General features: G+C 64.2%; 22 protein-coding genes and 3 pseudogenes. 9 read left to right on the forward strand and 16 right to left on the reverse strand.

Annotated features, from left to right (window positions below; translation table 11 throughout):
• Positions 1-48 precede the first annotated feature (48 nt).
• From EN993_RS01555 to EN993_RS01565, 3 genes and pseudogenes are all read right to left on the reverse strand, one after another.
• Complete coding sequence (locus EN993_RS01555) at positions 49-948, reverse strand: SDR family oxidoreductase (protein WP_127262204.1); 900 nt, start codon at positions 946-948, stop codon at positions 49-51.
• Entirely contained in the window at positions 945-2,099 is a 1,155-nt protein-coding gene (gene queG / locus EN993_RS01560) for a tRNA epoxyqueuosine(34) reductase QueG (protein WP_109667597.1), read from the reverse strand. The genes EN993_RS01555 and queG overlap by 4 nt, the downstream gene beginning before the upstream one ends.
• Positions 2,080-2,779, reverse strand: a pseudogene (locus EN993_RS01565) (glutathione S-transferase family protein). Before EN993_RS01565 ends, queG begins: the two are co-directional and overlap by 20 nt.
• A gap of 161 nt (positions 2,780-2,940) precedes the next feature.
• Here EN993_RS01565 and EN993_RS01570 point away from each other — a divergent pair.
• Positions 2,941-3,747 carry an undecaprenyl-diphosphate phosphatase gene (locus EN993_RS01570; protein ID WP_109667603.1) on the forward strand — a complete coding sequence of 269 codons (807 nt, stop codon included), beginning with the start codon at positions 2,941-2,943 and terminating at the stop codon, positions 3,745-3,747.
• Between the two features lie 94 nt (positions 3,748-3,841).
• Here the strand turns inward: EN993_RS01570 and EN993_RS01575 are convergent, their stop codons facing one another.
• Positions 3,842-4,219, reverse strand: a complete 378-nt coding sequence (locus EN993_RS01575; protein ID WP_164757510.1) for a YraN family protein — start codon at positions 4,217-4,219, stop codon at positions 3,842-3,844.
• Positions 4,212-5,123 (reverse strand): 16S rRNA (cytidine(1402)-2'-O)-methyltransferase, encoded by a 912-nt coding sequence (gene rsmI, locus EN993_RS01580; RefSeq protein ID WP_164757511.1) that lies wholly within the window; start codon positions 5,121-5,123, stop codon positions 4,212-4,214. The genes EN993_RS01575 and rsmI overlap by 8 nt, the downstream gene beginning before the upstream one ends.
• A gap of 147 nt (positions 5,124-5,270) precedes the next feature.
• On the opposite strand from rsmI, the gene EN993_RS01585 reads away from it, so the two are divergent.
• A complete protein-coding gene (locus EN993_RS01585; protein WP_109667609.1) occupies positions 5,271-5,450 on the forward strand; it encodes a hypothetical protein in 180 nt (59 codons plus the stop codon).
• Positions 5,451-5,523: 73 nt separating this feature from the next.
• On the opposite strand, the pseudogene EN993_RS37610 reads toward EN993_RS01585, so the two are convergent.
• From EN993_RS37610 to rph, 7 genes and pseudogenes are all read right to left on the reverse strand, one after another.
• A pseudogene (locus EN993_RS37610) lies at positions 5,524-5,640 on the reverse strand (transporter); the annotation flags it as partial.
• Positions 5,641-6,293: 653 nt separating this feature from the next.
• Positions 6,294-6,731, reverse strand: a complete 438-nt coding sequence (locus tag EN993_RS01595; protein ID WP_109667612.1) for an EamA family transporter — start codon at positions 6,729-6,731, stop codon at positions 6,294-6,296.
• 25 nt (positions 6,732-6,756) lie between these two features.
• Entirely contained in the window at positions 6,757-7,080 is a 324-nt protein-coding gene (locus tag EN993_RS01600; protein WP_109667614.1) for a low molecular weight protein tyrosine phosphatase family protein, read from the reverse strand.
• Positions 7,081-7,084: 4 nt separating this feature from the next.
• On the reverse strand, positions 7,085-8,248 hold the full coding sequence (gene hemW, locus EN993_RS01605; RefSeq protein WP_126067055.1) for a radical SAM family heme chaperone HemW: 1,164 nt from the start codon (positions 8,246-8,248) through the stop codon (positions 7,085-7,087).
• Entirely contained in the window at positions 8,245-8,892 is a 648-nt protein-coding gene (gene rdgB, locus EN993_RS01610) for an RdgB/HAM1 family non-canonical purine NTP pyrophosphatase (RefSeq protein ID WP_109667619.1), read from the reverse strand. The genes hemW and rdgB overlap by 4 nt, the downstream gene beginning before the upstream one ends.
• The gene (locus EN993_RS01615; protein ID WP_109667622.1) at positions 8,892-9,302 is read right to left on the reverse strand and encodes a VOC family protein; all 411 of its coding nucleotides are present in this window, start codon (positions 9,300-9,302) and stop codon (positions 8,892-8,894) included. The genes rdgB and EN993_RS01615 overlap by 1 nt, the downstream gene beginning before the upstream one ends.
• A gap of 10 nt (positions 9,303-9,312) precedes the next feature.
• Complete coding sequence (rph, locus tag EN993_RS01620) at positions 9,313-10,029, reverse strand: ribonuclease PH (protein WP_109667625.1); 717 nt, start codon at positions 10,027-10,029, stop codon at positions 9,313-9,315.
• 176 nt (positions 10,030-10,205) lie between these two features.
• On the opposite strand from rph, the gene hrcA reads away from it, so the two are divergent.
• From hrcA to EN993_RS01650, 6 genes are all read left to right on the forward strand, one after another.
• Complete coding sequence (gene hrcA, locus EN993_RS01625; protein WP_126067053.1) at positions 10,206-11,288, forward strand: heat-inducible transcriptional repressor HrcA; 1,083 nt, start codon at positions 10,206-10,208, stop codon at positions 11,286-11,288.
• Between the two features lie 24 nt (positions 11,289-11,312).
• Positions 11,313-11,510 carry a hypothetical protein gene (locus EN993_RS01630; RefSeq protein ID WP_126067052.1) on the forward strand — a complete coding sequence of 66 codons (198 nt, stop codon included), beginning with the start codon at positions 11,313-11,315 and terminating at the stop codon, positions 11,508-11,510.
• Between the two features lie 99 nt (positions 11,511-11,609).
• The gene (locus EN993_RS01635) at positions 11,610-12,962 is read left to right on the forward strand and encodes a sorbosone dehydrogenase family protein (protein ID WP_127262206.1); all 1,353 of its coding nucleotides are present in this window, start codon (positions 11,610-11,612) and stop codon (positions 12,960-12,962) included.
• A 274-nt stretch (positions 12,963-13,236) separates the two neighbouring features.
• Positions 13,237-13,854 carry a LysE family translocator gene (locus EN993_RS01640; RefSeq protein ID WP_127262207.1) on the forward strand — a complete coding sequence of 206 codons (618 nt, stop codon included), beginning with the start codon at positions 13,237-13,239 and terminating at the stop codon, positions 13,852-13,854.
• A gap of 180 nt (positions 13,855-14,034) precedes the next feature.
• Positions 14,035-15,015, forward strand: coding sequence for a cysteine synthase A (gene cysK, locus EN993_RS01645; protein ID WP_127262208.1), 981 nt, complete (start codon positions 14,035-14,037; stop codon positions 15,013-15,015).
• Between the two features lie 131 nt (positions 15,016-15,146).
• Entirely contained in the window at positions 15,147-15,773 is a 627-nt protein-coding gene (locus EN993_RS01650; RefSeq protein WP_127262209.1) for a glutathione S-transferase family protein, read from the forward strand.
• Positions 15,774-15,794: 21 nt separating this feature from the next.
• On the opposite strand, the gene EN993_RS01655 is transcribed toward EN993_RS01650, so the two are convergent.
• From EN993_RS01655 to EN993_RS01665, 3 genes are all read right to left on the reverse strand, one after another.
• Positions 15,795-17,039, reverse strand: a complete 1,245-nt coding sequence (locus tag EN993_RS01655) for an RNA polymerase sigma factor (protein WP_127262210.1) — start codon at positions 17,037-17,039, stop codon at positions 15,795-15,797.
• On the reverse strand, positions 17,039-17,392 hold the full coding sequence (locus tag EN993_RS01660) for a YciI family protein (RefSeq protein ID WP_056585399.1): 354 nt from the start codon (positions 17,390-17,392) through the stop codon (positions 17,039-17,041). The genes EN993_RS01655 and EN993_RS01660 overlap by 1 nt, the downstream gene beginning before the upstream one ends.
• A 117-nt stretch (positions 17,393-17,509) precedes the next feature.
• Positions 17,510-17,878 (reverse strand): YciI family protein, encoded by a 369-nt coding sequence (locus EN993_RS01665; protein ID WP_109667638.1) that lies wholly within the window; start codon positions 17,876-17,878, stop codon positions 17,510-17,512.
• A 258-nt stretch (positions 17,879-18,136) separates the two neighbouring features.
• Here EN993_RS01665 and EN993_RS01670 point away from each other — a divergent pair.
• Positions 18,137-18,325 (forward strand): annotated as a pseudogene (locus EN993_RS01670) (C4-dicarboxylate ABC transporter); the annotation flags it as partial.
• A gap of 307 nt (positions 18,326-18,632) precedes the next feature.
• Here EN993_RS01670 and EN993_RS01675 read toward each other — a convergent pair.
• Positions 18,633-18,779, reverse strand: a complete 147-nt coding sequence (locus tag EN993_RS01675) for a hypothetical protein (RefSeq protein ID WP_082525385.1) — start codon at positions 18,777-18,779, stop codon at positions 18,633-18,635.
• Between the last annotated feature and the right edge of the window lie 280 nt (positions 18,780-19,059).

Below are 19,059 nucleotides of genomic sequence, written 5' to 3' on the forward strand. Positions count from 1 at the left end.
CAATCTGTAAGGCCGAATCATAGCATGCAAAGCCCCACGCTTCGATCGTCAGCCCTTCATCGGGCTGCGCGCGTCACCGTCGCGCCAGTCGCCGCTTGCCCACATATGGTCGAAGGCGGCGCGGTAATCCGGAAAGCGAAAGCGATAGCCCGCCGCCTTGATCGCCGCGTTGGCGACACGCTTGTTCTCGCCATAGAAGGACCGCGCCATGGGCGAAAGTTGGGCGGCGTCGAAGGGAATTTCGGGCGGCGGTTCGATACCCATCAATGAAGCGGCATAGGCGACGACATCCTGCGGCGGCGCTGGCATGTCATCGGTGACATTGAAGATGCCACCTGTATTGCCTTCGATCAGCTGCCAAAGCGCACCGGCAATGTCGTCGCAATGGATGCGGTTGAACACCTGATCCGGCTTGACCAGCCGCCTTGCGCTGCCGTTTTCCAGATTGACCAGGGCGTTGCGGCCCGGCCCGTAAATGCCGGAAAGCCGCAGGATCGCCACCGGCCGGCCGATGTCCGTGCCCAATCGCAGCCAGTCCTGCTCGGCAGCAACCCGCATCACCGAGCGCTTCGACACCGGACGGCATTGCGCCGTTTCGTCGACCCATGCTCCGTCATAATTGCCGTAAACCCCGACCGTGGAGAGATAGCCGATCCATTCCAGCGCCGGCATTTGAGCGATTACCTCTCGCGCGGCTTTCAGAACGGGATCGCCGGCCTCTTCCGGGCCAACCGAAATCAGCAGATGCGTCGTCGTTTCCAGCGCATCGCCGATTTCCTCGGTCAGCGCACCGTCAAAGAGCAGCGGAGCGATGCCGGCCTGCCGCAGCACCTCGAATTTGTCCGCTGAGCGCGTCGTGCCGAAGATCCTGGCGGCGCCTTTGTTAGCCCCAGCAAAGGCCCTGGCCGAATAGCCAGCGCCGAAGATGAATATCTGTTTTTCGCTCATGCATGCGCCCTGGTTGGCCGGGCCAGGCGCCATTCATCGCGCACGGCTTCGTCGCTCTCGGTTTTCAGGCCGGCGGCGGCCCGTTCGGAATATTCGGCGGCCGGCACCAGCCGCGCCAGCGCCCATATTGCCGCGCCCCGCACCAGTGGCGAGGCGTCGTCCAGCAAGGCACGCACGGCGCCGGCAAGTGAGGCATCGCCGGAATTGCCGGCGGCGATCAGCACGTTGCGGACAAACCGGTCGCGGCCGATGCGTTTTATCGGCGAACCGGAGAAGAAGGCGCGGAAGGAAGCGTCGTCCAGTTGCACCAGGTCGGCGAGCGGCGGTTCGCGCAATTCGTCGCGCGCGGCAAGCTTGGCCTCGGACGCGGCTTTCGCGAACTTGTTCCAGGGGCAGGCGGCGAGGCAGTCGTCGCAGCCATAGATGCGGTTGCCGATCTTCTCGCGGAATTCATGCGGGATCGGTCCCTTGTTCTCGATGGTGAGATAGGAGATGCAGCGCCGCGCATCGAGCCGGTAGGGCGCCGGGAAAGCATCGGTCGGGCATGCATCTAGGCAGGCGCGGCAGGAGCCGCAATGGTCGATCTCGGCGCGGTCGGGCGTAAGCTCGGCTGTGGTGAAGATGGTGCCGAGGAACAGCCAGGAGCCATGCTCGCGGCTGACCAGATTGGTGTGCTTGCCTTGCCAGCCGAGCCCGGCGGCCTCGGCCAGCGGCTTTTCCATCACAGGTGCGGTGTCGACGAACACCTTCACGTCGCCGCCGGCGCGCGCCACGATCTTGCCGGCGATTTCCTTCAGCCGGCCCTTCATCACATCGTGATAGTCGCGGTTTTGCGCATAGACCGAGATGGCGCCGCGGTCGCGCTTGGCCAGCACACCGCGCGGATCATGGTCGGGGCCGTAGTTCATCGCCAGCACGATGATCGAGCGCACCTGCGGCCACAGTGCGGTCGGTTCGCCACGGCGTTGCAGCGTCTCCGCGATCCAGTCCATCGAGCCGTGGAAGCCATCGGCGACGAATTCGGCAAGGCGGGCAGGCGCCAGCGGGATCGCATCGGGGGTGGTGACGGCGACGGCATCGAAGCCGGCGCGGCGCGCCTCTGCGTCGATCAGCGCGCGCAGTTTTGCGGCGTCAGAAGTCGAGGTCCGCATAATGCGACACCGGCGACAGGCCGCGCACCCGGTCGGTCAGGAGCGGCCGGAAGGAGGGTCGCGACTTCACCCGCGTGTACCATTCGCGCGCTGCGGCGTGTTCACGCCAGTCGATCTCGCCGAGATAATCGAGCACCGACAGCGTTGCGGCGGCCGCGAGATCGGCATAGGTGACCCTCGAGCCAGCCAGCCAATGGCGGGTGCCGGCCAACCAGTTGGTGTATTTCATGTGCTGGCGGATGTTGGCGCGCGCGGCACGGATCGCGCCCGAATCGGGCGCGATCCGTGCCGCCGCCCGCCGTTTCCGGCATGACCGGCTTCAGCACGCGCTCGCGCACCAAATGGCGGGTGACTTCGCTTTCGGCCTTGTTGAGATACCAGTCGATCAGCCGGCGGATTTCGGCGCGCTGCATCGGGTCCTCGGCGAACAGCCGCTTGTCGCGTTTGAGCACGCCGCGCGTTTCATCGAGATATTCCGAGATCACCGTTGCGCCGACGATCGGCACGTCGCCTTCGGCCAGCAGGATCGGCAGCGTACCGGCCGGGTTCAGCGCCAGGAACTCCTTGCGTCGGGTCCACGGCTTTTCCTCGATCAGGGCCAGCTCCTCGCCATACTCGCCGAAAGCGAGGCGGACGAAGCGACAGGTGGCGAACATGGGATGGTGGAAAAGCGTCAGCATGGTTCCGCGATGATAAAGCGCACTGGCGAATCGCAGGGCGCACCGGTAAGTCTTGGCCGCCCGGTTAGCGGGCCGTCAGAGTGTTGCGACCTATAGGGGGACTTCAACGCCATGACAAGCAAGCCGTTCTGTTAGCCGTCACGCCAAATGCCGAGGTAGCCATGGAAAGCCAGACCATCGTCGAAGCCCTGCTGCTCGGCCTGCTGGAGGGGCTGACCGAGTTCATCCCGGTGTCGTCCACCGGCCATATCCTGCTCGCCGGCCATTTCCTCGGCTTCCACTCGACCGGCAAGGCTTTCGAGATCCTGATCCAGCTCGGCGCCATCCTGGCGATCCTCAGTGTCTATTTCCGCCGTCTGTGGAAAATGCTGCTCGACCTGCCGCATGACCGGCTGACACGGCATTTCGTCATCGGCATCCTCATTGCTTTCCTGCCGGCGGCGATCATCGGCGCGCTGGCGCATGATTTCATCAAGACAGTGCTGTTCGAATCGCCAAGGCTGATCTGCATCATGCTGATCATCGGCGGCGTCGTGCTGCTGGCTGTCGATCGCATGAACCTCAAACCCGTCTACCGCGACGTCGAGCGATTCCCGACCCGGCTTTACCTGCAGATTGGGCTTTTCCAGTGCCTGTCGCTGATTCCCGGCACGTCGCGCTCGGGTTCGACGATCGTCGGCGCACTGCTTTTAGGCGTCGACAAGCGGGCGGCGGCGGAATTTTCCTTCTTCCTTGCGATCCCGACCATGGTCGGCGCCTTCGCCTTCGACCTGTTCAAGAACCGCAACGTACTGAGCAGCGCCGACCTGCCGATCATTGCCGTCGGCTTCGTTGCCGCCTTCATCACAGCGCTCATCGTCGTGCGCTTCCTGCTCGATTACGTCTCGCGCAACGGCTACTCGCTGTTCGGCTGGTGGCGGCTGGTGGTGGGTGTTGTCGGGCTGGTTGGCTTGATGATCTGGGGGTGAGGAGTGGTCCGCGACCTCCTCGACTTCGTCATCCACGGGCGGAGCAAGGAGCGTAGCGACGCAGCGCAGACCCGTGGATGACGAAGGATGTTCCTCAATTCCGCCCATAAAACGCATTCTCGACATGCACCGGCCAGCACCAGGGCAGCACCGCGACCATGTCGAAGCGCATCGACAGTTTGCCGTAATCCGACTGGCGCGACAGCCAGATGTCGGCCGCTGCCTCGATGCGGCGTTCCGATTCATGGCCGATCGCCTCCATGGCTTCCATCAGCGTGCGGCGCGCCTTGACCTCGACGAACAGCACCAGGTCGCCGCGCCGCGCGATCAGGTCGATCTCGCCGAAGCGCGTGCGATGGCGGCGCGCCAGGATCCGGTAGCCCTTCAGCATCAGCGCTGCCGCCGCCAGCCATTCGCCGCGATGACCACGCCGATAGGCCTTCTGGCGGCTGGCAATCGGGCGCTCAGCCACCGCCCTCTCCGGAAGCATCCTTAAGCTCGAGCAGCCGCCGATAGAGTGCCTGTTTATGGCCGCCGGTCATTTTCGCGGCTTCGGCGGCTGCCTTGGAGGCCGGCATCTCGGCGGCGAGCGACAAAAGCAGGCGGTCGATGTCTTCAGGTTCGTCGGCCTTCGCCTCGGCCGGGCCGACGCAAACGACGATCTCGCCCTTCGGCGTATCGGCCGCCGCATAGTGGTCGGCGAGCGCCTGCAGCGTGCCGGTGCGCATCTCCTCGAAGGTTTTGGTCAATTCCCTGCCGATCGCCGCCTTGCGCTGACCGCCGAGCGCTTCGACCATGGCGACAAGCGAGTCAGCCAGCCGGCGCGGCGATTCGAAGAAGATCAGCGTCGCCGGCACGGCTTTCAGTGCCTCCAGCCGCGTCAGCCGCTGCCCTGATTTGACCGGCAGAAAGCCGGCGAACATGAAGGCATCCGAGGGCAGGCCGGATGCCGTCAGCGCGGCGAGCGGCGCCGATGGACCGGGGATCGGCACGACGCGAATGCCGTGGTCGAGCGCCTCGCCGACCAGCCGGTAGCCGGGATCCGAGACCAGCGGCGTGCCGGCATCGGAGATCAGCGCCACGCTCTGTCCGGCCTGGAGCGCCGCGATCAGCTTCGGCCCGGCCTCGCCGGCATTGTGCTCGTGATAGGCCGTGGTGCGGCGGCGGATGCCGTAACGGTCGAGCAGCACGCGCGACACCCGCGTGTCCTCGCAAGCGACGATGTCGGCGGCGGCCAGCGTTTCCAGCGCGCGCAGCGTGATGTCGGCCAGATTGCCGATCGGCGTCGCCACCAGATAGAGCGCCGGCTCGAGCGGCCGGGCCGCGATCTCGGCCTGACCGACCACATAGCTACGCTTGCCCGTCTCGCCGGTCACTGATGCCTTCTCCATTCAGAACCTGTTTGGCACGACTGACGTCGGCTTGCAAAAGCTGACGTTGCGTCTCCCCCGCCATTCCTTTGCCACAGTAGGGAACGAAACCGGCTACGGCAGATTTACCCCCTGATTCCCGAGGAGGACAGGATGGATAGCCTGAAGATACAGGACGCTTTCGAGCCCTACTATGCCGACCGCAACCGCGTTGCCGTACGCAGGGACAAGCGCTTGCCTGCCAAGACCGACGCCAGCCTGACCAAGCAGGCCGCCTTGCCTGCGAACGTCAGGCTTTCCGACAACAAACCCGACAGCACGACGGAGCACTGACCGGACGATGCCCAATCGCTTCGATATCTTCATCACCCGTCTTGAAACAAAAAGCGCCCGCAACGGCGTGCCGCTACATCAGATAGGCGACCAGCACCGCGCCCGCCGCGATAAGGGCGACGCCAAGCCAGTTCGCGCCGGAGACACGCTCGCCGAGAAAGGCCGCGCCAAACACCGCGACAAGCACGACGCCTGACCGGATGGCCACAAAACGAAGACGCTCTGATTGAACGCGAAACGAAGACGCTGGTTGGTCGGCGAGTATGCGCGCTTGCCGTCGGTTTTTTGTGCCTTGCCACCTCGGCATCCGCGGGTGATGCGCGAAACAATGAGATGTTTCCCATACGCGACCCCCAGAGGGCCGCGCCGCAATCCGCACAGGCCGGCTCTTCATCAGCCTCCCCACGAACGATCAAATTCAGGGCCACAATGGCCAGTGGCCTCTTTGGCAAGACACTTTCGCTCCGAGGGATGCTGGCCGGCGAGACCGAAGAACGCGAACTCGCAAGAATTCGCTACCCGGCGCTCAACCAGCCCATTTCCAGCCATGACTGGATAATCATCGAAAATATTTCAGCCGCCTATCTGCAGCTGGACATCGATCCGCAATTCGCGATGCCCGGCATCCACTTGCATATGCGTTCGGACGATCCAGCCACTTCGCACTACATGTTTCATAGGGTTGGCGACCAATGGATACAGGCGCCGCAGGATACAAAGATCGACGTGTTTTCCTATGCAGGCTGTGGCCGCACGCAGCAATCCTGGGAGGATGGCGGCGATTTTCACCATCAGGATTTCTTCTTCGAAGTCGAATCGAGTTCGGATTGCGGAGTGGCTGAGCTATCCCCGATAGGCGACCAGCACCGCGCCCGCCGCGATAAGGGCGACGCCAAGCCAGTTCGCGCCGGTGAGTCGCTCGCCGAGAAAGACCGCGCCAAACACCGCCACAAGCACGACGCTTAGCTTGTCGATCGGCGCCACCTGCGCCGCATTGCCGATCTTCAGGGCGCGAAAATAGCAGAGCCATGAGGCGCCTGTGGCCAGACCGGACAGGCCGAGGAAAGCCCAGGTCTTTCCCGTGATCATCGCCGGCGACTGGAACTGGCCGCTGGCGAGCAGGATCGCGCCGAGCACGATCAGGATGATGATTGTGCGGATGAAGGTGGCGAAATCGGAATTGATGTTCTCGATGCCGACCTTGGCGAAGATCGCCGTCAGGGCCGCGAATGCAGCCGAGAGCAGCGCCCAGAATTGCCAGGAGGTGACGGTCAGGTTCATGCGGGTGGCCTTCGCGGATGACGTCTCAACCGAGATACTGTGAAACGCGTGCCTTCAGAAGGCTGATCAGCTCCAGATCCATGAATTCATAGTTATCAGGTATATCGAGGCAGATGACCCGGGCCTTCTTCAGGCTGGCCTTGAATTTCTTCTGCAGTTTGGTGCGGTGCACCTTTTCCATGACGAAGATGATGTCGGCCCAAGCGACCAAATCATGCGTCAGCGGCGTGTCGGCATCATGGTTTGTTCCGGCCGATGCGACCTCGATGTCGCGGCGGGTTGAAAACACCTGCTCGGCGGTCGGGCTGCGCAAACGGTTCTGGCTGCAAACGAAGAGGACGGTTTTCAAGGGGTTAGCGCGCCAGATCGGCCACCACGGCGTCGAGCACGATCATGCCGGCCGGCGTGGCGCGGAGCCGGGCATTGCCGATCGGTGCCACCAGACCCTCGCCCTGCAGCATCGACAGCCGTGCGCTCGACAGGCCGCGTCCTGAGAACGCCTCGTAGCGGGAGAGGTCGATGCCCTCGGCCAGCCGCAGGCCCATCAGCAGGAACTCGTCGGCCTCTTCCGAGCGCGTCAGGATCTCGCCGCCGGTGACGCCATGGCCTTTGGCCTCTACCAGATTGGCCCAGGTTTCCGGCATCCGCTCGGCGATCGTGACCGTGCGGCGGCCATTCTCGACGAAACGGCCATGCGCGCCCGGCCCGACCCCGACATATTCGCCATAGCGCCAGTAGGTCAGGTTGTGCCGGCTTTCTGCGCCCGGCCTGGCGTGGTTGGAAATCTCATAGGCCGGCAGGCCATGCGCCGATGTGATCTCCTGCGTCAGCGCATAGAGATCGGCGGCGTGGTCGTTGTCGGGGATGATGAATTTCTTCGCCGCATGCAGAGCGTGGAAGGGCGTGCCTTCCTCGATGGTCAGCTGGTAGAGCGACAGGTGGTCGGCGGCATGGCCGATCGCCTGTTCCAGCTCCGATGCCCAAGCCTCCGGCGTCTGGCCGGGCCGGGCATAGATCAGATCGAAGGACAGCCGCGGAAAGATTTCTCGCGCCAGGCCGATGGCGTGCAGGGCCTCTTCAACGTTGTGCAGCCGGCCGAGGAAGCGCAGATCCTTGTCGTTCAGCGCCTGCACGCCGAGCGAGACGCGATTGACCCCGGCTGCCCGGTAGCCGCGAAAGCGTTCGGCCTCGACCGAGGACGGATTGGCTTCGAGCGTCACCTCGATGCCATCGGGCACCGTCCAGTTCTTCGCCACCGCGTCCAGAACCCTGGCCACCGTTTCCGGCTTCATCAGCGACGGCGTGCCGCCGCCGAGAAAAATGCTGGTCACCTCGCGCGGCCCGGTGCGCTCGCGCATCGTCGCCAACTCGGCCTCGAAGGCACTGGCGAAGCGGTCCTGGTCGACTGGCTGGTGGCGGACATGGCTGTTGAAGTCGCAATAGGGGCATTTGGCTGCGCAGAACGGCCAATGGACATAGACGCCGAAGCCGGGCGTCCGGTCGAGCAGCATGCTCATGCCGAGCCCAATCTCGCTTTGGCGAATTTCTGGAAAGCGCGGGCGCGGTGCGACAGCGCCGTCGGCTGGCCGGGCTTCCAGCCGTGTTTTTCCTCAGCGCTCATCTCGCCGAAGGTTTTTTCGAAGCCATCGGGCAGGAACACCGGATCATAGCCGAAGCCGAGCTCGCCGCGTGGCGGCCAGACCAGCGTGCCTTCGGCCTCGCCGCGATAGTATTCCGCCTCGCCGTCGGGGAACGCCAGGCAGATGACGGCGACGAAGCGGCCTTTGCGCTGTTGTGGCAAGGCCGCGCCGACTTCCTGCAACGCCACTTCGGTGCGTTGCATGGCCATGCCGAAATCGCGCGAGCCGTCGGGGGTTTCGGCCCAGTTGGCGGTGTAGACGCCGGGCGCGCCGTCGAGCGCGTCGACGCACAGGCCGGAATCGTCCGACAGCGCCGGCAGGCCGGTCGCCTGGGCTGCGGCGAGCGCCTTGATGTAGGCGTTCTCCTCGAAGGTGGTGCCGGTCTCATCCGGCTCCGGCAGGCCATACTCCTTGGCCGACTTGGCTTCGAAGCCGAACGGCCCCATCAGGTCGGCGAATTCGCGCAGCTTGCCGGCATTGTGGCTGGCGACAACGATCTTCTTGCCATCAAGAGAATGCATCAAAGGCCCCAGATTCGTGGCTCGGCAAATTCGATCGAATTGCCCGAGGGGTCGCGTATATAGATCGAATGGCCGCCTTGCGGCCACTCGAATTCGCTTTCAATGGGGATCTTCTTCACCTCCAGATGAGCTTTCCAGCGCACGATTTCGTCGGCGGTCGCCGCAAAGCACAGATGACCCTCGCCGACAGCGCCGTGCGGCGGGACCGGCAGCCTGGCGTCGGGGGCCGGCGGCACCTTCGTCGCCTCGGCATTGAAGACGAGCAGCACGCCCGGTCCGCAGCGGAAGAAGAGGTGCCTGCCGTCAACCTTGCCGAGCAGGTCGAGCCCGAGGACGCCGACATAGAATTCTTCCGCCGCCGCCAGATCGGTGACGTAGAGGGCAGATTCCAGGATGGCGGAGGGGGTCACCAGAAAACCGTCAAGCCACTGCCATCTGCTGCAGGCTGACCAGGCGCTGGATGCCTTTCTTGGCCAGGCCCATCAATTCCGCGAACTGATCTTCGGAGAAAGGCTCGCCCTCGGCGGTGCCCTGGATCTCGACGATGCCACCCTTGCCGGTCATGACGAAATTGGCGTCGGTGCCGGCCGAGGAATCCTCGATATAGTCGAGGTCGATGACCGGCTGGCCATCATGGATGCCGCAGGAGATCGCCGCGACATGGTCCTTCAGCACCTTGGCGACACTGGCCATCTGGCGCGCTTCCATCCAGCGCAGGCAGTCATACAGCGCCACCCAGCCGCCGGTGATCGAGGCGGTGCGGGTGCCGCCATCGGCCTGGATGACGTCGCAGTCGACGGTGATCTGCTGCTCGCCCAGCGCCTGCAGGTCGACCACGGCGCGCAAGGAGCGGCCGATCAGCCGCTGGATTTCCAGCGTGCGGCCGCCCTGCTTGCCGGCAGAAGCCTCGCGGCGCATGCGCTCGCCGGTCGAGCGCGGCAGCATGCCATATTCCGCCGTCACCCAGCCTTTGCCGGAATTGCGCATCCAGCCCGGCACTTTTTCCTCGAGGCTGGCCGTGCACAGGACATGCGTGTCGCCGAACTTCACCAGGCATGAGCCTTCGGCATGCTTGGAGACGCCGCGCTCGAAGGAGATGGCGCGCATTTCGTCGAATTGGCGTTTGGAGGGGCGCATTCTGGCTGCTTTCTTGTCATTTTTCGGAATCTTGGCCGGCTTGTAACCACATGGGACGCGTGGCGCAAAGGAAAATGGCCTGACGATCCGACACAGACACCGGGCGATCTCACAAAGACACCGGGTTGCGCGGGCCGCGGCGAAGTCTATATCTTGGGCCGGAGGTTTTTGGCCGTATGACCAAGGCAGTCGATCCGAGTTCGCAGTCGCCCGCGCTTCAGTCGCTCGACATGCGTTCCCGCGACATCTTCCGACGCATCGTCGATTCCTACCTCAGGGACGGTGAACCCGTGGGCTCGCGCAGCCTGTCGCGCATCCTGCCCTCCTCGCTGTCGCCGGCGACCATCCGTAACGTGATGAGCGACCTCGAGCATCTCGGCCTGATCTACGCGCCGCACATCTCGGCCGGCCGGCTGCCGACGCAGGCCGGCCTGCGTTTCTTCGTCGACGCCTTCATGGAGCTTGGCGACCTTTCCGACGAGGAGCGCCGCGCCATCGAGGCACAGGTGCGGGCGTCGGGCTCCGGCGCGACGCTGGAGCACATGCTGACCGAGGCCAGCCAGATGCTGTCGGGCATGTCGCGCGGCGCCGGCCTGGTGCTGGCCGCCAAGAACGAGGTGGCGCTGAAGCACATCGAATTCATCCAGCTTGAGCCGACCAAGGCACTGGCGGTGCTGGTGTCGCAGAACGGCGACGTCGAAAACCGCGTCGTCGAACTGCCCGTCGGCATCACCGTCTCGCAATTGCACGAGGCCTCGAATTTCCTCAACGCCCATATCCGCGGCCGCACGCTGGCCGAGGCGCGGATCGAGATCGCCCGCATCAAGGAAGAGACCAGGGCTGCACTCGATACGCTGTCGCAGGACCTGGTCGAGAAGGGGCTGGCGGTGTGGGCCGGCGCCGACAGCGGCCTGCCGGCGCGACTCATCGTGCGCGGCCGCGCCAATCTGCTGGAAAACGTCACCGCCCAGGCCGACATCGAATTGTTGCGGCATCTGTTCGAGGACATGGAGACGCAGGACGGGTTGATCCAGCTGCTCGACCTTGCCGAACAGGGTTCGGGCGTGCGCATCTTCATCGGCTCGGAAAACAAGCTGTTTTCGCTGTCGGGCTCGTCGCTGGTGGTAGCCCCCTATCGCGACAAGGACGCCCGCGTCGTCGGCGCGCTCGGCGTCATCGGTCCAACCCGGCTGAATTACGCGCGCATCGTGCCGATGGTGGATTACACCGCGCAGCTGATATCCCGCATGCTCCGTTGAGCTGATCTAACCGAGGAGACGACGATGGCGCTGGAAGAACTCAAGGCTCGGATCAGCCTGTTGCTGGAGGAAATGGTCAACCAGCCGGAAGACCAGCACGAAATCCAGGAACAGTTGCGCGAAAAGCTGCGGGAAATGCGCGCCATGGGCCTGCCGCTGCCGGCCGATCTGGTTGAGCTGGAAAAACGCCTCGACGACGATTTCTACGCTGCCGGAACCTGAATCCGGAGATCGGGGCCTTCCTTCAACTCATCGTTTGCCGCGGAACGATCGGCGAAGCCGCCCGTTGCTGTCTTCACGGCCAAGTGTTGGAGGGCAGGGATGATCCGTTTCGCCGGGCTGGCTATCTCCGCCACCCTGTTTGTCACCACCACGGCATTCGCGCAGCAGGCAGACGAGCCCGTGTTGAAAGGCGCGGCCGCTTTCGGCGACTGGCGCGCCGACCGGCCGGGGGTGCGCCGCCTGATCAGGCCGAACGATCTGCCGAAGCCCTACGCCACCAAATCCGCCTCGAACAGCGCCGGCCTCGCCGAAAGGCCGGCGGGTGCCAAGCCCAAGCTGCCGCAGGGCTTTTCGGCCGAGCTGATCGCGTCAGGCATCGACAATCCGCGCGTCGTGCGCGTGGCGCCGAATGGCGACCTGTTCGTCGCCGACAGCGAGGCCAACCAGGTCCGCGTCTATCGCCTGGCCGAGGGCAGCGCAAAGCCGGCGCAGGACGGCATCTTTGCCGGCAACCTCAACCAGCCCTATGGCATCGCCTTCTATCCGCCGGGCAATGATCCGCAATGGGTCTATGTCGCCAACAGCGACAGCGTCGTGCGCTTTGCCTATCGCAAGGGCGACCTGAAGGCATCAGGCGATCCGGAAACCATCATCGACAACATCCCTGCCAATCATCACTGGACGCGCGACATCGCTTTTTCGCCGGACGGCAAGACGCTTTATCTGTCGGTCGGCTCGGGATCGAATGTCGCCGAGGATATGGGCAAGGAACCGGAGGGCGGACTCGACGCCTGGGCGAAGTCGAAGCCGCTCGGCGCCACATGGGGCTCTGAAGACGGCCGCGCCGACGTGCTGGCCTTCGATCCGGACGGCAAGAACGGACGCATCGTCGCCACCGGCCTGCGCAACTGTTCGGGCATGACCGTGCAGCCGGCGACCGGCGCGCTGTGGTGTGTCGTCAATGAGCGCGATGGGCTCGGCGACAATGTGCCGTCCGAATATGCAACAGTGGTCAAGGACGGCGCCTTCTATGGCTGGCCCTGGTACTATATCGGCAACAACGAGGATCCGCGCCGCAAGGGCGAGCGCCCCGACCTTGCCGGCAAGGCTGATATTCCCGATGTACTGATGCAGGCGCATTCGGCGCCGCTCAACATCGCCTTCTACGAAGGGAAGAGCTTTCCGGCCGAATACAAGGGCGACGCCTTCGTCGCCTTGCATGGTTCATGGAACCGCGGCAACAGGACCGGCTACAAGGTGGTGAGATTGCTGTTCAAGGATGGCAAGCCGACCGGCGAGTATGAGGATTTTATCACCGGATTCGTCGTCTCCAGCGGCGAAGTCTGGGGTCGACCGGTCGGCGTGGCGGTGGCGAACGACGGCGCGCTGATCGTGACCGAGGACGGCAACGGCACCATATGGCGTGTCACCCATGACGACGGTCACTCCTGATCTGCTGGGCAGCGCAGGCTCCCTCACCTGGATTGCCAACCGAATTGCGAAGAGCAATTTGGGACAATCCTACCTCTCCCTGGCGGGTAGAGGAGGTAGGCGGGGCCGTGCTCGTCTCTTCTCCCCAGCGGGGAGAAGGTGGCCGCGAAGCGGTCGGATGAGGGGGCCTTCTTCAGGTGTCCCAACGATATCTGGTGCAATGGATTCCGACCCCACGGGAATTCAATTCTGGCCCGTTTCATGCGACAGTGCCTTCTGATTTGAGACGAATACCATGACCCTCACCGGATTCCTCGCCTACAGTGCCGCTCTCGGCGTCGCCGCAGCCATTCCCGGTCCCGGGCTCACCGCGCTCATTGCGCGCGCGCTCGGTTCCGGCTTTCGCTCGGCGCTTGCCATGTCCTTTGGCCTGATGGTTGGCGACCTCACCTACCTGACCGTCGTGGTGCTCGGCCTCGCTTTCGTCGCGCAAACTTTCGGCATGGTTTTTCTCGCCATCAAATGGCTCGGCGTCGCCTATCTCGTATTCCTCGGCTGGCGCTTCTGGAACAGCGGCATCACGCCCGAGACCGTCGAGGCGAGGAAAGGCAAGGGTGGCCTGCTGTCGAGCTTCGTCGCCGGCCTGACCGTAACCCTCGGCAATCCGAAGACGATGATCTTCTACCTCGCAATCACGCCGACCATCGTCGACCTGAAGACCATCACGCTGGCCGATTACGGCATTCTCGTTGCGCTGACGGTCGTCGTGCTCTTGGTGGTGCTGGTGCCGTATCTGGCGCTGGCTGCCAAGGCGCGCTGGTTCCTGAAATCGCCGCGCGCGCTCAAGGCGCTGAACCGCACCGCCGCCGGCTTCATGGTTGGTGCTGCTGCAGCGATTGCCGCCCGCCAATAAAGGGCTCTCGGCCAAAGCATTTCGCAAACAGGCCTTTGCGGGAAATGCTTTTCCGCGGCGGAGACGTTTTCGACACAGTCCCCACTCGGATATTTTCGGCCGACAGCTTATGTTGCGCGGCTGAAAGCCCTATCTTGCCGGCTGCAATTCCACTTGCCTGAAATTCTGGGAGCGAAACCAATGAACAAGCCCGTCACATCAGCCCGCGTGCCCGGTCGCGGCCGCGTCTACGATTCCATCACCGACACGATCGGCGACACGCCTCTGGTGCGGCTCGACAAGTTCGCCAAGGAAAAGGGCATCGTCGCCAATCTTATTGCCAAGCTCGAATTCTTCAATCCGATCGCTTCGGTCAAGGACCGTATCGGCGTGGCGATGATCGAGGCGCTGGAGGCGTCCGGCAAGATTTCTCCCGGCAAGACCACGCTGATCGAACCGACGTCCGGCAACACCGGCATCGCGCTTGCCTTCGCTGCCGCCGCCAAGGGCTACAAGCTGATCCTGACGATGCCGGAAACGATGTCGATCGAACGCAGGAAAATGCTGGCGCTGCTCGGCGCCGAGCTGGTGCTGACCGAGGGTCCGAAAGGCATGAAGGGCGCCATCGCCAAGGCCGACGAACTGGCAGCGACGATCCCCAATGCGATCATCCCGCAGCAGTTCGAGAATGCGGCCAACCCGGAAATCCACCGCACGACGACGGCCGAGGAGATCTGGAACGACACGCATGGCGAGGTCGATATCTTCGTCGCCGGCATCGGCACCGGCGGCACTATCACGGGCGTCGGCCAGGTGCTGAAGAAGCGCAAGCCTTCGGTGCATGTCGTCGCAGTCGAGCCGGAATCCTCACCGGTGCTGTCGGGCGGCCAGCCCGGCCCGCACAAGATCCAGGGCATCGGCGCCGGCTTTGCGCCCAAAATCCTCGACACGACGATCTATGACGAGATCGTCAAGGTCTCGAACGAGGATTCGGTCGCCAATGCCCGCCTCGTCGCCCGCCTCGAAGGCGTGCCGGTCGGCATCTCGTCGGGCGCCGCCCTGCAGGCGGCCATCGTCGTCGGCTCGCGGCCGGAGAACAAGGGCAAGAACCTTGTGGTGATCATCCCATCCTTCGCCGAGCGCTATCTGTCGACGATCCTGTTCGAGGGGTTGGGCTCGTAGTCCGACGCTTCTTCGTGACCAAGCTGGCCCGCTGAAAAACCGTCTGTGGCCGCCATCAGCGGCTTGAGCGCGACACCGCTTCCGGTTCATATCGCTCCCGGCTTGCTTAGCGCGGGCCGGGGGAAGATTCCATGTACAAGCTCTACACCCGCCCAGGCAGCGGCGGCTTCGTCGTCGAGGCTGCGCTGGCGCTGGCGAACGTACCGTTCGAGCAGATCGACGTACCGAAGACGGACCGACCCGATCCGGCCTTCCTGGGCATCAGTCCGTTGAACCAGGTTCCGGTGCTGACCTTGCCGGACGGAAGCTCGATGACCGAATCGGCGGCGATCTGCATCCTGCTTGCCGAGCGTCACCCCAATGCCGGCCTGGCGCCGGCTGTCGACACGCCTGCCCGTGCCGACTTCCTGCGCTGGATGACCTTCATGTCGTCGGTGCTCTATCCGGCGGTGCTGCGTTTCTACTACGCGTATCGATACACGGCCGATCCGGACGGCACCAAGGCGGTCAAGCAGGCAGCCGTCGCCGAGATGGACCGAGGCTTTGCCGTTCTGGATGCCGCTCTCCAAGGCCGTGACTGGCTGGTCGGCTCCCAGCTGTCACTGGCCGACATTTACCTCGTCATGCTGGTGGCCTGGCATCCCGACGTCGACAAAGCGCGGACGGCATGGCCGAACATTGAACGCCTGTGGTCGAAACTGCGCGACAACCCGCTGATGAAGACGCTCAACACATCGCATGAGATGTGGCCAGGCTGAACGGACGGCCGGTGGCGCGGCTCAATTTCTGAGCACCGCCCGTTTTCCTTGCAGGAAGCGGCGCACCGCCGGATCGCGTTCAAGGCCGATCGCCCGATCATAGGCCTCGGTTGCCTGTGGCACCTGACCGAGCCTGGCCAGCAGACCGGCGCGGGCTGCCCAGTAGGGCTGATAGTCATCAAGCCGCTTGTCGTCGCCCAGCACGTAAAGGGCCGCCAATCCGGCCACGGCGCCCTCGGCCTCGGCAATCGTCACCGCGCGGTTGATCGCCACCACCGGCGATCCTGCGATCGAAAGCAGCGCGTCGTAGAGCTCGCGGATCGCCGCCCAGTCGGTGCGGCCGGTCAGCCGTCGTGCTGCATGTGCGGACTGCACGGCCGCCTCAAGCTGGTAGCGGCCGATGACGCCCATGGTGGCGGCGCGGCCGAGCAACGCTTCCGCCTCATCGACCAAAGCGCGATCCCAGAGCGTATAGTCCTGCTCAGCAAGCGGCACGTAATCCCCGGCCGCATCGCGCCGTGCGGCGCGGCGCGCCTCGGCAAACAGCATCAGCGACAAGAGGCCAAGCGCCTCGGGCTCTTCCGGCAACAGCGAAGCCACCAGCCGGCCGAGCCAAATGCCTTCGGTCGCCAGATTGCGGCGCTGCGTCTCGGTGCCCGCCGGGTCGGACCAGCCTTCGGCGAAGGCGGCGTAGATCGCTTCCAGCACCGCATCCAGCCGTTCGCCGAGTTCAGCCCGCTCCGGCACGCGGAACGGAATGCCGGTCTCACGGATGCGGGTCTTGGCGCGCACCAGGCGCTGGCTCATCGTTGCCGGCGAGACCAGGAAGGCAGAGGCGATCGTCGCGGCGTCGAACCCCAGCACGGTCTGCAGGATGAGCGGCGAACGCACGCTCGATTCGATCGCCGGATGGGCGCAGGCGAACATCAGCCGCAGCCGTTCGTCGGGCAGGTCTTCGTCGGTCATGTGCGCCTCCGCCTCCTCGGCAATCAGCTTGAGATGCTCGCGGCCGGCCTCGCTGGTCAGCCGCCGCCGCACCGCATCGACGCGGCGCCGCCTTGCCACCGCCAGCAGCCAGGCTTCCGGCTTCTTGGGCACGCCGGTTTGAGGCCATCGCTCCAGTGCGGCGGCGAAGGCATCGGCCAGCGCATCCTCGGCGCCGGCCACGTCGCGCGTGCGTGCCGCGAGCCAGGCGACAAGCTTGCCGTAGCTTTGCCGGGCGGCGACTTCCGCCGCCGCCCGCGCGATCTCCAGGCCATTCTCCATCACATGGTCTGTTCCCAGATCGGCCGCAGCTCGACCGTGCCGGCGCTGGCGGCGGGGCAGCGCGCCGCCCAGGCGATAGCGGCATCGGCGTCCTCAGCCTCGATCATGTAGAAACCGGCGAGTTGCTCCTTGGTGTCGGCGTAGGGGCCGTCGAGCACGTTGGTCTTGCCGTTGGCCATCCGCACCGAAGTGGCGGCCTGGGTCGGCTTCAGCCGGTCGCCGGCCAGCCAGGCGCCGGATTTCTTCAACGCCTCGGTATAGGCGCCATAGGCTGCGCTGATCTCGTAGGTCTTATCGGTCGGCGCGGCCGCCATCGCGGCTTCGTTGACGTAGATCAAAAGCATGTATCGCATGGTCTTCTCCCGTTTTCTCGAAGGCCGCTTCGTTGCTGGCCGACCCTATGTCGCGTGGCCTGGACCGATTTCGACAGGCGCCGCGAAAAATCATTCGGCGTCGTCGGGGCGTTTCGGTCATTTCTCGGATAGGTACTCGGTCATTTCCCAGATCGGGCGCACCTCGACCGTGCCGGTGCTGGCTGCCGGACAGCGTCCACCCCATTCGATGGCCGTGTCGATGTCGGTCGCCTCGATCATGTAGAAGCCGGCAAGTTGCTCCTTGGTGTCGGCATAGGGGCCATCGAGCACGTTGGTGTTGCCGTTGGCCATCCGCACCGAGGCCGCCGCCTGGGTCGGGCGCAGCCGGTCGCCGGCCAGCCATGCGCCGGATTTCTTCAACGCTTCGGTATAGGCGCCATAGGCCGCGAGGACCTGCTCGGTCTTGTCGCGCGGCGCATTAGCCGTCGCGGCCTCGTCATTGTAGATCAAAAGCATGTATCGCATGGTCTTCTCCCGTTTTGTCGAACGGCCGCTCCGTGCGGGCCGACCCTATGTCGTGCGGTCTCGGCCGATTTCGACAGGCGCTGGAAAAATCTTTCGGCCTTGGTCGTGTCATGCGCAAGCCGGCGCCCACCGCGGCAGCACTCAACCGTTCGCCTAATGGAGTGCAATTGCTGGTTGGCATTTGCCGTCTGCCGTCTAAACTCGCCCCGCCCGCGCCGAGGAGGGCGGCGGCGCAGACATTTCAGGGAGGAAATCACCATGTTCCATTTCAGGACGAAATTCATTGCGGCCGGCGCGGTGGCGGTCTCGCTTGGCCTGGGCGCTATTTCAGCCAAGGCCCAGGAATTCATCAATGTGCTGACCGGCGGCACGTCCGGTGTCTATTATCCGCTCGGCGTGGCGCTGTCGGAAATCTACGGCAAGGGCATCGAAGGCGCCCGCACCCAAAGCGGCTTTTGCGATCGAGCCTGACCACACAGACGCCATCGAAGACGATCAGCGGCTGGCGTGCATCGAAGGATGTTTCGGAGGGACAGCTTGACTTGCGACGGCTCGACTGGGGAAGGTCGGTCACGCGGGCCTCGGCTGCTTGTGCCCTTAGGACACTAAGCCAGCCGGAGACGGTATCAAAGCCGTGGCGATGTCGCACGCCGCCTGTCGGCGAGAGCGGGACGCTCGGCGCGATAGGTGGTGGCGCGGGTAGAGGCGGCCGGCCTGCAGATCCGGCTGTCGTGGCGATTTTCGAAAGCCATGATCAGTGCGCGCTCACGCCGAGCGAGTTGCCGCGACGGGCGCAAGCCGGGCCGGGGCCACGCATGTAATAGCGCTCGGGCCGATAGGTCGGCGCGACGAATTCGCGGATGGCGGCGGCATAGCCGATGAGGTGCGCGAGGAAGTTCATTTACCTTGTCCCTGTCCCGAATTTCGGATGTCCCTTCCGAATTGCGGTCATCATAGCGTCGAGGCGTGAATAGTCGGTGAACGTGATGTTAATATCTGGTCGAAAATGCCTTGCTTCGTGGCTGGAATGCGGCTGATTCGGGGTCTTTCCGTGCAGTTGGTCGGCATTCCGCCCAATGTGACTTTTCCATCACATATGTTTCGTTTGAATGTCGCCCGCGCGCGGTTCTGTTTCAACTTTGGCTGCCTCAGTGAAATTTCCGTGCGGGCGGCCAGAACGC

This window comes from Mesorhizobium sp. M7D.F.Ca.US.004.01.2.1 (genome assembly GCF_003997785.1).
GTDB lineage: Bacteria > Pseudomonadota > Alphaproteobacteria > Rhizobiales > Rhizobiaceae > Mesorhizobium > Mesorhizobium loti.